This window comes from Pengzhenrongella sp. (genome assembly GCF_036565025.1).
Classification (GTDB): Bacteria; Actinomycetota; Actinomycetes; order Actinomycetales; family Cellulomonadaceae; genus Pengzhenrongella.
The window spans coordinates 1-14,172 of the sequence record NZ_DATCNW010000315.1; the positions used below are offsets into that span (position 1 = coordinate 1).

13 protein-coding genes are annotated in these 14,172 nt (G+C 70.5%); 6 read left to right on the forward strand and 7 right to left on the reverse strand.

Features of this window, described 5'->3' with window-relative positions; translation table 11 throughout:
- Nucleotides 1-63: 63 nt before the first annotated feature.
- On the reverse strand, nt 64-1,203 hold the full coding sequence (locus tag VIM26_RS18255) for an NADH:flavin oxidoreductase (RefSeq protein WP_331953847.1): 1,140 nt from the start codon (nt 1,201-1,203) through the stop codon (nt 64-66).
- 124 nt (nt 1,204-1,327) lie between these two features.
- Between VIM26_RS18255 and VIM26_RS18260 the strand changes: the two genes are divergently transcribed.
- Nucleotides 1,328-1,954 (forward strand): helix-turn-helix domain-containing protein, encoded by a 627-nt coding sequence (locus tag VIM26_RS18260; protein WP_331953849.1) that lies wholly within the window; start codon nt 1,328-1,330, stop codon nt 1,952-1,954.
- Here the strand turns inward: VIM26_RS18260 and VIM26_RS18265 are convergent.
- Nucleotides 1,951-2,838, reverse strand: coding sequence for a helix-turn-helix transcriptional regulator (locus VIM26_RS18265; protein WP_331953851.1), 888 nt, complete (start codon nt 2,836-2,838; stop codon nt 1,951-1,953). The genes VIM26_RS18260 and VIM26_RS18265 overlap by 4 nt on opposite strands.
- 102 nt (nt 2,839-2,940) lie before the next feature.
- Between VIM26_RS18265 and VIM26_RS18270 the strand changes: the two genes are divergently transcribed.
- Together VIM26_RS18270 and VIM26_RS18275 are read left to right on the forward strand one after the other, a co-directional pair.
- Nucleotides 2,941-3,984 carry an NAD(P)-dependent alcohol dehydrogenase gene (locus tag VIM26_RS18270; RefSeq protein ID WP_331953853.1) on the forward strand — a complete coding sequence of 348 codons (1,044 nt, stop codon included), beginning with the start codon at nt 2,941-2,943 and terminating at the stop codon, nt 3,982-3,984.
- A 736-nt stretch (nt 3,985-4,720) separates the two neighbouring features.
- Nucleotides 4,721-5,719, forward strand: coding sequence for an aldo/keto reductase (locus VIM26_RS18275; RefSeq protein ID WP_331953869.1), 999 nt, complete (start codon nt 4,721-4,723; stop codon nt 5,717-5,719).
- Between the two features lie 34 nt (nt 5,720-5,753).
- Here VIM26_RS18275 and VIM26_RS18280 read toward each other — a convergent pair whose 3' ends face one another.
- Entirely contained in the window at nt 5,754-6,695 is a 942-nt protein-coding gene (locus VIM26_RS18280; protein ID WP_331953855.1) for an alpha/beta hydrolase, read from the reverse strand.
- A gap of 144 nt (nt 6,696-6,839) precedes the next feature.
- On the opposite strand from VIM26_RS18280, the gene VIM26_RS18285 reads away from it, so the two are divergent.
- A complete protein-coding gene (locus tag VIM26_RS18285; protein WP_331953857.1) occupies nt 6,840-9,578 on the forward strand; it encodes a LuxR C-terminal-related transcriptional regulator in 2,739 nt (912 codons plus the stop codon).
- A 101-nt stretch (nt 9,579-9,679) separates the two neighbouring features.
- Entirely contained in the window at nt 9,680-9,961 is a 282-nt protein-coding gene (locus VIM26_RS18290; protein WP_331953859.1) for a hypothetical protein, read from the forward strand.
- 55 nt (nt 9,962-10,016) lie between these two features.
- Here the strand turns inward: VIM26_RS18290 and VIM26_RS18295 are convergent, their stop codons facing one another.
- Nucleotides 10,017-10,157: a hypothetical protein gene (locus VIM26_RS18295; protein WP_331953861.1), complete on the reverse strand. Its 141-nt coding sequence runs from the start codon at nt 10,155-10,157 to the stop codon at nt 10,017-10,019.
- A gap of 197 nt (nt 10,158-10,354) precedes the next feature.
- Between VIM26_RS18295 and VIM26_RS18300 the strand changes: the two genes are divergently transcribed.
- Nucleotides 10,355-11,905, forward strand: coding sequence for a glycoside hydrolase family 43 protein (locus VIM26_RS18300; protein ID WP_331953863.1), 1,551 nt, complete (start codon nt 10,355-10,357; stop codon nt 11,903-11,905).
- Here VIM26_RS18300 and VIM26_RS18305 read toward each other — a convergent pair.
- From VIM26_RS18305 to VIM26_RS18315, 3 genes are all read right to left on the reverse strand, one after another.
- Entirely contained in the window at nt 11,885-12,451 is a 567-nt protein-coding gene (locus tag VIM26_RS18305) for a hypothetical protein (RefSeq protein ID WP_331953865.1), read from the reverse strand. The two genes, VIM26_RS18300 and VIM26_RS18305, sit on opposite strands and share 21 nt — an antisense overlap.
- Nucleotides 12,452-12,590: 139 nt before the next feature.
- Entirely contained in the window at nt 12,591-13,949 is a 1,359-nt protein-coding gene (locus VIM26_RS18310; protein WP_331953867.1) for an enolase C-terminal domain-like protein, read from the reverse strand.
- 63 nt (nt 13,950-14,012) lie between these two features.
- The gene (locus VIM26_RS18315; RefSeq protein WP_414696521.1) at nt 14,013-14,165 is read right to left on the reverse strand and encodes an SDR family oxidoreductase; all 153 of its coding nucleotides are present in this window, start codon (nt 14,163-14,165) and stop codon (nt 14,013-14,015) included.
- Between the last annotated feature and the right edge of the window lie 7 nt (nt 14,166-14,172).

Here is a 14,172-nt window from a genome sequence, read left to right on the forward strand (position 1 = left end):
CGTCCTATAGGACGTCAACGCTCGGACGTTACGGGGTTGAAGCGGCAGCAGCGGCGGCAGCCGTCAGGTGAGGCGGGCCAGGTCCGCGCGGGTGAACGGCGTCAGCTCGTCGAGGCGCCCGGTGCGGACCTTCTCACTCCAGGCGGGGTCGCCGAGCAGCGCTCGGCCGACGGCGATGAGGTCGAACTCGTCGGCGCCGAGGCGTTCCAGGAGCTGGTCGATTCCGGCGGCGGACGGCGCGACGGCCCCGGCGATCGTGTCCATGAAGTGCCCGTCGAGGCCGACCGACCCGACGGAGATCGTCGGGAGCCCGGTCAGCTTCTTCATCCACCCGGCGAGGTTCAGGTCCGAACCGGCGAACTCCGGCTCCCAGTAGCGACGGGTGGAACCGTGCAGGACGTCGACGCCCGCGTCGACGAGCGGAGCGAGGATCGCCTCGAGCTCCTGGGGTGTCTCGGCCAGCTTCGCGTCGTAGGCATAGGGCTTCCACTGCGACATGCGCAGCACGATCGGGAACTCGGGGCTGGTCGCCTCGCGGACCGCCGTGACGATCTCGCGGGCCAGCCGGGTGCGCGCGAGGGCGTCACCGCCGTAGCCGTCGGCACGACGATTGGTGTTCGCCCACAGGAAGTTGTCGATGAGGTAGCCGTGCGCGCCGTGCAGCTCGACACCGTCGAAGCCGAGACGGTACGCCGAGGCCGCCGCGTTGGCGAAGGCGTGCACGATCGAGTCCAGATCGCCCTGGCCGGGCACCGGGCCGGCCTCGCCGATCGGCGTGCCGTCGAGCCTCAGGCCGGACGGCGACATCACGGGAGCGTCGGGGAACGGCGGTGTGCCGGGCGCGCGCGCGGCACCGACGTGCCACAGCTGCGGAATGATCCGACCCCCGGCGCCGTGCACTGCGTCGACCACCCGGGACCATCCGTCCAGGGCGTCCTCGCCGTAGAACCGCGGCACGGCATCGTGCTCACCGGCGCTCGGGTGCTCGACGTACGTGCCCTCGGTGATGATCAGCCCGACGCCGCCGGCAGCGCGGCGCGCGTAGTACTCGGCGACGTCGGGCCCCGGGACGCCACCGGGCGAGTGATGACGGGTCATCGGGGCCATGGCAACCCGGTTCGGCAGGTGCAACGGCCCGATGTCGAGCGGGCGGAACAGCGAGGACGTGAGCAGGTCGGGCACAGCGAGCGTGGGGGGAGCCATGTGAGGTCCTTGATCCGTCGGTGAAACGGTGAAACGGAGCAACTGCTCCTGTTGAAACCGTTGAACCGTAACAGAAGCGGAGCACGTGCTCCCCTTGTGCCTGCGAGATCGCTACACTTGCCCGATGACGTCCACTGCCGAGCAAGCGCTGCTGCCCGCCACACGGGTCAGGCGCGCCGACGCGGAGCGCAACCGCGCGGCCATCCTGGACGCGTCGACCGCGATCATCGTGGAGCAGGGCAGCCTGCTCGACGTCAGGGAGGTCGCCCGTCGCAGCGGCGTGGGGATGGGAACGCTGTATCGGCACTTCCCGACCAAGGACGAGCTGCGCAACGCCTCCTTGGATCGGCTCTTCCGTGCCTGGGTGACCAGGGCGCGGGCGGACGCGAGTACCATCGCCGATCCCATGGCCGCCCTGGAGAACTTCTTCGAGCGGACCCTGGAATGTCGGGACCGCAGCCGGGCCCTGAACACCGCGTACGGCGCCCGCACGCACGCACCCGCCGCCAAGTGCGAACTCCTGCTCGACCCCGTCATCGACGAGCTGCGCACCCGTGCTCAAGATGCCCACCTGGTGCGCCCCGACGTCACGGTCGAGGACCTCAAACTTCTGCTCACCGCACTGAGCCAGCTCGCCCAGACGATCGGCGACACTCACCCCGACGCGTGGCGGCGGGTCCTGCGGATCTCGCTCGACGGACTCAGCAGCGAGCACACCGGCGCGCTGCCAGCGCGCCCGTCGAACGGCTAGCTGCCCGTCCGGTCAGCGGGTACGGCAGACAGCTCCACGTGAGCGGTCGCGGTCCAGCCGGCCAGGAGGTTCAGCGCCTCGCGGGACGCGGAGCCGGGTTCGGCGGAGTAGACGAGCAGGACCTGGCCGGCGTCGGCCGACACCTGCAGGGACTCGAACGCCAGAGTCAGGTCACCGACGAGCGGATGGTGGACGTTCTTGACCCCGGTGTGGTGGAGCTTCACGTCGTGCGCGGCCCACCGGACCCGGAACTCCTCGCTTCGGGTGGACAGCTCGCCCACGAGATCGGAGAGCTGCCGGTTGTAGGGGTCGCGGCCGGCGGCCGTTCGCAAAAGGGCCGCGGTGTCCTTCGCGCACTTCTCCCAGTCCACCCAGAAGGCTCGGGACGCCGGGTCGAGAAACATGAACCGAGCCTGGTTGACCGGCGTCCGGGGGTCGGCGCCGAACATCGGCGCGTACAGCGCGCGCCCGAGTCCGTTCGCGGCGAGCACGTCGAGGCGCTCGTTCAGCACGAAGGCCGGCGCGTCCGTCATCGAGTCCAGCAGCTGCTGCACCAACGGGCGGACCGTGTGCGACACCCGACGCCGGCGCGGCGTCGTGTGGGAGTTCGCGACCCGCACGAAGTCGGCGAGGTGGGCGCGTTCCGCCTCATCCAGCTGAAGCGCCCGGTTCAGCCCCTCCACCACGGAATCGGACACCCCGGCGGCGTTCCCGCGCTCGAGCCGGGTGTAGTACTCGACGCTGATCCCCGCGAGGATCGCGACCTCTTCCCGGCGCAGTCCCTTCACGCGACGGTTGCTGCCGTACGCCGGCAGTCCCGCATCATCCGGGTTGACCCGGGCGCGCCGCGACATCAGGAACTCGCGCAACTCCTCGTTCTTCACCGCGTAACGGTAGGCGCCCGCCGCCGTCGTTTGGGAGTCCCTGCTGGTACCCCTCTCAGCAGGGACTCCCCTGATGTCTTCGGAACTGGTTGTGTACGTCGCATGCTCACAGTCAATGCGTATGCCGCAGTCTCACCGACCGAACCCCTCGTGCCGACCACCATCGAGCGCCGCGATGTCGGCCCGCACGACGTCCTGATCGAGATCAAGTACGCAGGAATCTGCCACTCCGACATCCACACCAACCGCGGCGACTGGGGCCCGGTCACGTACCCCATGGTGACCGGCCACGAGATCGCCGGCATCGTCACGCAGGTCGGCTCCGCGGTCACCAAGCACGACGTCGGCGACCGCGTCGGCGTCGGCTGCATGGTCGACTCCTGCGGCGAGTGCCGCTACTGCCTGGCCGGCGAGGAGCAGTTCTGCGTGAAGGGCAACGTCGGGACCTATGCCGGTATCGGTAAGGACGGCCTGCCCACCCACGGCGGCTACTCCACCCACATCGTCGTCACCGAGGCGTTCGTCCTGAGCATCCCGGACGGCCTCGCCCTCGACGTCGCCGCGCCGCTGCTGTGCGCCGGCATCACCACCTACTCGCCGCTGAACCGCTGGGGCGCGGGCCCGGGCAAGAAGGTCGCCGTCGTCGGCCTGGGCGGGCTCGGGCACATGGGCGTCCAGATCGCGCACGCCATGAGCGCCGAGGTCACCGTGCTGTCGCAGTCGCTGAAGAAGCAGGAGGACGGGTTGCGCCTCGGCGCCGACCACTACTACGCGACCAGCAACCCCGAGACGTTCGAGACCCTCGCCGGGAGCTTCGACCTCATCATCAACACCGTGAGCGCCGTGATCGACGTCAACGCGTACCTCTCCCTGCTGGCCATCGACGGCGCCCTGGTCAGCGTCGGCGCCCCGCCCGAGCCGCTGGCCGTCAACGCCTTCGCGCTGATCCTCGGCCGCCGCTCGTTCGCCGGTTCCGCGATCGGCGGCATCCGCGAGACCCAGGAGATGCTCAACTTCTGCGCCGAGCACCAGCTCGGCGCCGAGATCGAGGTCGTCGCCGCCGACCAGATCAACGAGGCGTACGAGCGCGTGCTGGCCTCGGACGTGCGCTACCGCTTCGTGATCGACGCCGCCACCCTGAGCTGACCTCGGCCCAGCGGGCGGGGACTTCCCGCGGTGGCGTGCCGGGCGAGGGCCCGTGAGTATCCGCTCACGGGCTCTCGCCGCGTCGGAACTACCCACGGCGCACCATGCATGAGCGCCAGACCCGTGGCGCGGGTGCAAGAGATGCGCCCGGCGCGACATAGCGGAGGTAGAGACTCGAATCGCGGGTCGAGCGAAAGGCTGGCGGCATGAAGCTCGCTTTCCCCGTGCGGCCCGGAACAATTGTCGTCGGACTGTTGGCGGTACTGGTCGTCAGCGGTTGTGCTGAGTCTTTGTCACCACCGACGCCGACGCCGACGCCGCCAGCAACGCCGCGAGCTGCGCCGATCGCCCTCGCGGTCCGCGTCACGTTCGTGGGACCCGGAATAGGTGCAGCGTCGCCGCGAGAGCTCGTCAAGGTCTCGGGGGCTACCGCATGCAATTCGTGGATCCTCGACTCCGTCAGCTATGGCGAGACGGACTTTGTCTCAAACGTGCTCCTGACGACCAGCGACGTCACGAGAGTCGAGGCCGAGCTTTCGGCGCTGCGCGCCGTCCGGAGCGTCACTGAGATAGCACCCGTAGAGCTGGATCACGCACCCGCGCCGGACCCCGGCTTCCGAGTCTCACCCGAAGCGTGCACCTGACCGCAGGCCCGAGGCTGAGGGGTACTCCCAGGGCCTCCCCTGGGACTGCGTGACTGCATACCGTCTTCGATATGGACAACCGGAACCGAACCATGAACAAGCGCACCCTCGGCACCAGCGGCCTGGAGGTCTCCGCCATCGGGCTGGGCTGCATGAGCATGACCGGCGGCTACAGCGACAAGCCCGACCGGCAGGAGATGATCGCGCTCATCCGCACCGCGGTGGACAGCGGCGTCACCTTCTTCGACACCGCCGAGATCTACGGCCCGTACGTCAACGAGGAGCTCGTCGGCGAGGCGCTCGCGCCGTACCAGGGCGAGGTCGTGATCGCCACGAAGTTCGGGTGGGACATCGATCCCGTCGAGCGCAAGCCGAGCGGTCGGGTCACGAGCCGTCCCGACGTCATCACGCAGGTCGTCGACGGCTCGTTGCGTCGGCTCGGCGTCGACGCGATCGACCTGTACTACCAGCACCGGGTCGACCCCGCCGTGCCCATCGAGGACGTCGCGGGCGCGGTCTCCGGACTCATCGACGCCGGCAAGGTCAAGCACTTCGGCATGTCCGAGGCGTCCGCCGCGACGATCCGCCGCGCGCACGCGGTCCAGCCGGTGACCGCCGTCCAGAACGAGTACTCGCTGTGGTGGCGGCGGCCCGAGGAGGACGTGCTGGCCGCGTGCGAGGAGCTCGGCATCGGCTTCGTACCCTTCAGCCCGCTCGGAAAGGGCTTCCTCACCGGAACGATCAACGCGTCGACGAGCTTCGACGCCGGCAACGACATCCGCAGCACCATCCCCCGGTTCGCGCCGGACGCGCTCGCGCACAACCAGGCCGTCGTCGACCTGCTCGCGAGCATCGCCCGGCGCAAGGGCGCCACTCCCGCCCAGATCGCCCTGGCCTGGCTGCTCGCGCAGAAGCCCTGGATCGTCCCGATCCCCGGCACCCGCAAGCCGCACCGGCTCGCGGAGAACCTCGGCGCCGCCGACGTCGTGCTCTCGGCCGGCGAGCTCGCCGAGATCGAGCTCGCCGCGTCCACAATCCAGGTACAGGGCGGCCGCTACAGCGAGGCCGCGGAGGCGATGACTAACCTGTAGGCGTTTCCGCGGGAACGTCCACACGATCGGCGACTCACGTGACCGGGTTGACCGGCGTCGATTTCGCCGTGGCCTGCGTGACGTGGCGGGCGATCAGGGCGTAGGTCAGGCGGGCCTTGCCGAGGTCGTGCATGTCGTACCCGTGGTCGGCCTGCGGGACGTCGTGGTGCTCGACCAGGGCCCCGACCTTGCGCAGGCGCTCCGCGTACCGCAGGCCCTCCGCGTGCAGCAGGTCGAACTCGGGGGTGATGACCAGCGCGGGGGCGATCCCGGTGAGGTCCGCGGTGTCCGCCGGGCCGGCGGGCGACACCAGGGGGTCGGCACGCGCCTCCCGGTCGGGCACGTACGCGCTGTCGAAGACCTCACCCATCCATGGGCGCAGCCCCGGCTTGGCGATGACCGAGCGCTTGTCCTTGGCGCTCACGGTGAGGTCGAGCGGCGGGTAGTGCAGGACCTGCAGCGCGATCGGCGGCCCACCGTGTTCCAGCCCCTGGCGCGCCACCGCCGCGGTGAGCCCCGCCCCCGCGCTCTGGCCCCCGACCGTCAGGCGTCCGCCGTCCCAGCCGTTCTCGGCGCCATGCTCGGCGACCCACCGGACGACCTCGAAGGCCTGCCGGGGCGGTGCGGGGAACGGGTGCTGCGGCGCAACCACGTAGTCGACGTTCACGACGACGACTCCCGCCTCGGCGGCCAGGTACCGGCACAGCGGGTCGTCGAGGTCCACGCCCCGCATCACGTACCCGCCGCCGTGGAAGTTGACGTGCACCGGCGGGTACGGGTCCGCGCCGGTCGGCCGGTGGACCACGGCGGGCGCGGCGGCGATCGACGTCGGGATCGTGATGTCCCGCGCGTTCCGCGCGAACTCGCCCAGGACCGTCCTGCTGCGCGCGGTGACCTTGGCGTTGGCGATCGCGGCCGCGCCCTGCATGATCCGGGCCACGACCGCGGCCACCCGGGGTGCACTGAGAATCGACATACGTCCTCCATCGTGAATCTGGTGGCACTTGCCCTCCATCCTGCGACGACGGTGATGCGTCGCGATGCACGGAACGCGGTATCGATCTCGTCCGCGGCTGGCACGATGAGGGCGAGGTGACCGGCTCGGCGAGGGGATGTGCTCATGGCGGTCCCACTGCTCGAGACCAAGCTCCACGTCCCGCGGCCCCGACGCTCCCTCGTCGCGCGTGCGAGGCTGAGCGAGCGCCTTGGCCGAGGGGTCGAGTCGGCGCTGACGCTGGTGTCGGCGCCGGCCGGGTTCGGCAAGACGACGCTGCTCACCCAGTGGCTGGCGGCCGCCGCGGCCGATGGCCGGTCCACGGCATGGCTCTCGCTCGACGAGCGCGACAACGACCCCGCGGTGTTCTGGACCTATCTGGTCGCGGCGCTGAAGACGGCGGCGCCCGGGGTCGGCGACGGTGCCCTCGCGCTCCTGCAGTCGCCCCAGACACCGATCGACGCCGTCCTTTCTGCGCTGCTCAACGACCTCAGCGCCATCCCGGACGACGTCGTGCTGGTGCTCGACGACTTCCACGTCATCGAGGGACGCGAGGTGCAGGACGCGATGACCTTCCTGCTCGAGCACCTGCCCGCGCAGCTGCACCTGGTGATCGCCGGCCGCGTCGACCCGGCGTTGCCGCTGGCCCGCCTGCGGGCGCGCGGCGAGCTCGTCGAGATCCGCGCCGCCGATCTGCGCTTCACACCCGAGGAGGCCGCCGGTTACCTCAACGGGGCGATGGGGCTCGCGCTGACGGCGCAGGACGTCGTCGTCCTGGAGGGGCGCACCGAGGGGTGGATCGCCGCGCTCCAGCTGGCGGCGCTCTCGATGCAGGGCCGGGGCGACGTCTCCGCATTCATCGCCGGCTTCGCCGGGGACGACCGCTACATCGTCGACTACCTGGCCGAGGAGGTGCTGCAGCGCCAGCCCGAAGCGGTCCGACGCTTCCTGCTGCAGACCGCCATCCTCGACCGGCTGAGCGGACCGCTCTGCGATGCCGTCACCGGCCAGGATGGCGGCAAGGCCATGCTGGCGGCGCTCGAGCGGGGGAACCTGTTCCTCGTCCCGCTCGATGACCGCCGCCGGTGGTACCGCTATCACCAGCTCTTCGCAGACGTGCTGCGGGCGCACCTGCTGGACGAGCGGCCCGACGACGTCCCGGACCTGCACCTGCGTGCCAGCGCCTGGTTCGAGCAGCACGGCGAGCCGTCCGAGGCGATCCGCCATGCCCTGGCCGGCGAGGACTTCGCGCGAGCGGCGGACCTCGTCGAGCTCGCGTTTCCGGCCATGCGCAGGAGCCGGCAGGAGGTGACGGTGCGGGGCTGGCTCGACGCCATTCCCGACGAGCTGATCCGGGTCAGGCCGGTGCTCAGCGTGAACGCTGTCGGGGTGTTGCTCGTCGTCGGCGAGATCGAGGGCGTCGAGGGCCGGCTGCGGGACGCCGAGCGGTGGCTGGACCAGGCGGCGGGTACCTCCCAGGGCCCGGATGCACCCGCGCGCGAGATGGTCGTCGTCGACCACGAGGAGTTTGCCCGCCTTCCGGGGGCGATCGAGGTGTACCGCGCCGCACTCGCCCTGGCGCGCGGCGATGCACCCGGCTGCGTGCAGCACGCCCGGCGGGCGCTCGAGCTCTCGCTCGAGGACGACCACCTCGGCCGTGCCTCGGCGGCGGGATTCCTGGGGCTCACGTCCTGGGCGAGCGGCGACCTGGAGGCGGCGCACCGGTCGTGGTCCGAGTGCGTCGCGGGGCTCCTTCGGGTCGGGCACGTCGCCGACACCCTCGGGTGCACGATCGCGCTGGCGGACATCCGGACCGCGCAGGGTCGGCTCGGTGCGGCGATGCGCGCCTACGAGCAGGCCTTGCAGCTCGCGACCGAGCACGGCGGGCCGGTCCTGCGCGGAACCGCCGACATGTACGTCGGGATGAGCGAGGTCCACCGCGAGCGCAACGACCTGCGCGCTGCCACGCAGCACCTGCTGCGGAGCCGGGAGCTGGGCGAGCACGCCGGGTTGGCGCAGAACCCGTATCGCTGGCGGGTCGCGATGGCGCGGATCCGTGCGGCCGAGGGTGATCTGGACGGCGCCGCCGACCTGCTCGACGAGGCGGAGCGCGTGTACGCGAGCGACTTCTTCCCGGAGGTCCGCCCGGTGCCGGCGTTGCGGGCGCGGGTGCGGCTCGCTCAGGGACAGCTGGGCGAGGCGCTCGGCTGGGTGCGTGAGCGAGGCCTGGCGGCCACGGACGACCTGCGATACCTGCGCGAGTTCGAGCACATCACCCTCGCCAGGGTGCTGCTGGCGCAGTACGCGACGGAGCCCGCGGGTGGCTCCAACGATGAGGCGACCGGGCTCCTGACCCGGCTCCTGGAGGCGGCGGAACAGGGGGCTCGGACCGGCAGCGTCATCGAGATCCTGGTGCTGCAGGCGCTCGCCCAGCAGGCCCACGGTGACCTGCCGGCCGCGCTTGCCGCGCTGCACCGCGCCCTGACGCTGGCTGAGCCGGCGGGCTACGTCCGAATCTTCGTGGACGAGGGTCCGCCCATGGCCGCGCTGCTGAGAGCGATCGCGAAGAAGGGGTTCGCCCGGAACTACGTCCATCGCCTGCTGGCGGCCGGCACCCTCGCCGCGGACAGCCCGCCCGTCGCGCAGGGCCTGATCGACCCGCTCAGTGAACGTGAGCAGGAGGTGCTTCGGCTGCTCGGAACCGATCTGGACGGCCCGGAGATCGCGCGCGAGCTCATCGTGTCGCTGAACACCCTCCGGAGTCACACCAAGAACATCTACTCCAAGCTCGGCGTGAACAACCGTCGGGCGGCGGTCCGCCGGGCCGAGGAGCTCGACCTCCTGTCGCGAACCCGCAACCGCTAGGCAGCCTCACCATTCGCACCACCACCTCGATCACCACCTCTGGTGATGCGCTCTCACCACGTCTCCTCCTACGGTTCGATCACGGCAGCGAAGGGAGCACGATGAGCGAGATCTTGACCGGCCAGGCCGATGTCGGGAGGTACGACGCCGGGAGGTACGAGATTCGCCTCAAGGGGCGGCTCGATTCCCGGTGGACCGCTTGGTTCGACGGGTTGAGCCTCACCCTTGAGCACGATGGCACCACCCTGCTGTCCGGCCCGGTCGTCGACCAGGCGGCGCTGCATGGCTTGTTGCGCAAGGTGCGCGACGTCGGGCTGCCACTGATCTCGGTCCTTCGCCTCGAACCCGACCAGCCCGACCTGCCCACCGTCGAGCGTCGATAGCCCGCCGATCGACACAGCGGCCGGGCCCACCCAACGGCCCGGCCGGGCCAGCGCCCTACGCCTTGTCGAGGATGTCCTGGTAGAACGTGCGCAGCTCGTCCCCACCGGAGGACCTCCAGGTGGCGACCGCGGCGTCGAGGTCCTTGAGCGTCTTGCGCCCGCGCGAGATGTCCTTCTCCAGGTGAGGGAAACGCACCTGCGGACTCACACCGCGCGGCTGGTCGGCGATCCTTGACGATCGAGCGAGATTCGAGCATCATCGAAGCGTTTCGACGCCAGCGGGATCTAGTTAGGCTACTCCAGCCGACCGCAAACGTCACTTATCTCGTCGAACCGTTTCGAAGATCGCCAGTCTCTTCACTCAACCCTTCACTCAACGATGAGGAAGTTCCCGTGCCCGAGACCGCCCAGACGTCCCCCTCCGCCCACCGCGAGGCGCATCCCGATGGCCCACGGGCCGGGCGTGTGCCCGTCCTGGCGGGCTTCCACCCGGACCCGAGCATGTGCCGGGTCGACGGCGTCTACTACCTCGCCTGCTCGAGCTTCGAGTACGCGCCCGGGGTGCCCCTGTTCCGCAGCACGGACCTGCGCACCTGGGAGCCGATCGGACACGCGCTGGACCGCCCGTCACAGCTCGATCTGGCCGGCGCGTGGGCCTCCGGCGGGATCTACGCGCCGACGCTGCGGCACCACGACGGCCGGTTCTGGATGATCACGACCAACGTGTCCGACGGCGGCGGGCACCTGCTCGTCACCGCTTCGGACCCCGCCGGACGCTGGTCCGATCCCGTGCGTTTCCCGGCGTTGGCCGGCATCGACCCGGACCTCGCGTGGGACGCCGCCGGGACCTGCTGGCTCACGTGGACGGGCACGCATCCCGGGACAGGTGCCTACGGCATCCTGCAGGCGCCGGTCGACCCCGTCCGAGGTGAAGCGACCGGCGAGATCCGGCAGCTGTGGTCCGGCTCCGGAGGCAAGGCCCCCGAGGCGCCGCACCTGTACGAGATCGAGGGTGTCTGGTACCTCGTCGTCGCCGAGGGCGGTACCGAGCGCGGGCACGCCGTGAGCGTGGCCCGCGGCCCCGCCCCGAGCGGGCCGTTCGTCGGCAACGACCGCAACCCCATCCTCACGCGCCGTGGGACCCACGCGGCCGTGCAGGCCACCGGGCACGGGGACCTTGTGCGGCGGTCCGACGGTTCGTGGGCGATGGTCCATCTCGGGGTGCGGCCGGTCGGCGCCTCGCAGGACTTCCACGTGCTGGGGCGCGAGACGTTCGCCCTCGAGATCGACTGGGTCGACGGCTGGCCCGTCGTCGGCCGGCCGATCGAGGGTGCCGGGGCGGACGGGCGCGAGCAGGTCGACGCCTTCCCGGCGGGCCCCTTCGACAGCGCGTGGGTGAGCCCGGGCAGGTTCCCCGAAGAGGTCACCACCGGCGGCGAAGATCTGACCCTGGTCGGCGACGGGCGCGGCCTGGACGCGGCGGACCCGGCGCTGATCGCCCGGCGCCAGGAGCACCAGCGGATGACGGTGCGCGCCGACGCCGACGTGTCCGACGGCGTCGGGGGCCTCACGCTGCGCATCGACGAGCGGCACCACTACAGCGTCGAGGCGGATGCGGGCGAGGTCCGGGTCGTGGCCAGGATCGGGCCGCTCCGCCAGGTGGTCGCCAGCGCCCCCGCGGCCGCAGCGGCAGGCCGATGGACCCTCGGGATCGACGTCGTGGAACGAGCGGACGGCGGGCCGACCGCCGGGCCCGACACCGTGGTGCTCGGCTACTGCGGCGCGCAGGGCTGGGTCCCGCTGGCACACCTCGACGGGCGCTACCTGTCCACCGAGGTGGCCGGCGGCTTCACCGGACGCTTCGTGGGGATCTTCGCCACGGCCGGCTTCGTGCGGATCGCGCGATTCTCCTACACCGGGTCGTCAGGTGATGAGCTGGGGTAGCCCGGAGGTGTCATCGGGGATCCGCGGCGCCCGTTCCGCCATCGCCCAGCGGAGTGTGGCGAAGTTGGCCAGGCCGCAGAGCGTATTGACGAGGTACACGACTGCGAGGCTGGAGGCGCTGCCGGCGTCGGGCGCCCACCAGTGCCAGGCCGCGAGCGCAATGCTGGTCGCCGCGAGGCCCAGCAAGGCGCTCATGCCGCCGGCAGCCTGCCCGCGGAGCCACGAGACCCGACCCTCCGCGTGGAAGGAGTAGCGCCGGTGGAGCTCGTTGGCGACCACGGTCGACGTGATCGTCGCCAGCAGGTTCCGGACCTGGTCGTGGGCCCCCGTGGCGGAGCCGACGGCGAGGAACGTCGCGGCGAATACCAGGTTGGCCGTCAGGCCCATCGTGACGAAGCGTGCGAGACCCGCCGCGCCGGAGGCCCCGTTCCACCATGACCGCGCGCGCTGGGGGCCGGCCGGCCAGGCCCCCGTTCCGCCGGCCGCCTGCCAGCCGGTCGTGGCCGGCTCGACGACGCAGACCTCGAGGATCGCGGGAGACCTCACGCCACCTCGGACGCCGACGGGTGCCCAGGTGCCGCGATCCCGGTTTCCGCGGGCTGCGGCATCACCGGATGCCGATGGTCTGCCTTCGAGGCGCCGCCGAGAACGAGGTCGACGAGCTGTTCCCGGCCGACGCCGCCCGTCAGTTGTCGGCCGCGCCGGGGCTCGTGGTGACCGCGGACCAATAGGTCCCGTCGGGGAAGCGGTACGCGGCGATCGACGCCTCATACATCTGCGTCGAGTAGCCCGGCTGGATGGGGAGAACGTAGCCGACGCCGGCGCCCGGAACAGCCTCAACGACCTGGCAGGGGTCGACGAAGTGCTCGTGCAGGTGATCCACGAACTCGGTGACCCGTCCGGTCAGGTCGCCGGTGACCGCCACGTAGTCGAGGACGGAGATGTGCTGAACCATCTCGCAGAGACCGACCCCACCGGCGTGCGGGCAGACCGGAACCCCGAACTTCGCGGCGAGCAGCAGCACCGCAAGGATCTCGTTGATGCTGGCGAGCCGTCCCGTGTCGAGCTGCAGGAAGTCGATCGCCTCAGCCTGCAAGAACTGCTTGAACATCACCCTGTTGTGACAGTGCTCGCCCGTCGCGACACCGATCGGTGCGACGGCCTTGCGAATCCGGGCATGACCCAGGACATCATCCGGGCTCGTCGGTTCTTCGATCCAGAGCGGCTTGAACTCGGCGAGAGCGTGCACCCACTCGATAGCCTCCTCGACGTCCCACACCTGATTCGCATCGATCATGATGTGGCGATCCGGTCCGAGCACCTCGCGAGCGATCTTGACCCGGCGAATGTCTTCCTCAAGGTTGGCTCCGACCTTGAGCTTGACGTGCCCGTAGCCCGTCTCGACCGCTTCCTGACAGAGCCGTCGCAGCTTCTCGTCGCTGTAACCCAACCACCCTGCCGACGTGGTGTAGACGGGGTATCCGCTGCGTTCGAGCGCCGCGATGTGCTCGTCCCTGGAGGACTCTTTGGCCCGCAGGAGGGCGACGGCCTCATCGCGCGTCAACGCATCCGAGAGGTAGCGAAGGTCGGCGATGTCGACGAGTTCCTCCGGAGACTTGTCGGCGAGCAGCCGCCACAGCGGCTTTCCCTCGAAACGCGCAACAAGATCCCAGGCAGCGTTCATCACCGCAGCGAGCGAGAGGTGCACCACTCCCTTCTCGGGTCCGAGCCAGCGGAACTGAGAGTCCGAGGTCAAGAAGCGGTACAGGCCACCCATGTCGGCCGCGATCTTGGCGACGTCCTTGCCCACGAGCCGGTCTGCCTGCTGACGGGCGGCGGCCGCCACGATGTCGTTCCCACGACCGATCGTGAAGGTCATGCCGTACCCGGCGAGCGGCGCCCCGACGCTATCGGTGCCGTCCGTGCGCACGACGACGTAGGCGGCGGAGTAGTCACCGTCCTTGTTCATTGCGTCCGAGCCGTCGGCGGTGAGAGAGGTCGGGAAACGGACATCCTCGACCGTGACGCTGGTGATAACGGGCATGCTGTGACCCACATTCTTGTCGGACGTCGATGATGGCTGTGATTGGTCATCACAGCGGCACGGTCAGCGGGCCAGCCAGCCGCCGTCGACCGCGAGGACCTGGCCGTGGATGTACGCGGCGGCGGGGCTGGCGAGGAAGACGACGACGTTGCCGACGTCCTCGGGCCGGCCCCAGCGGCCGGCCGGGATGCGCACCGAGAGCTGCTCGAAGCGCACCGGGTCG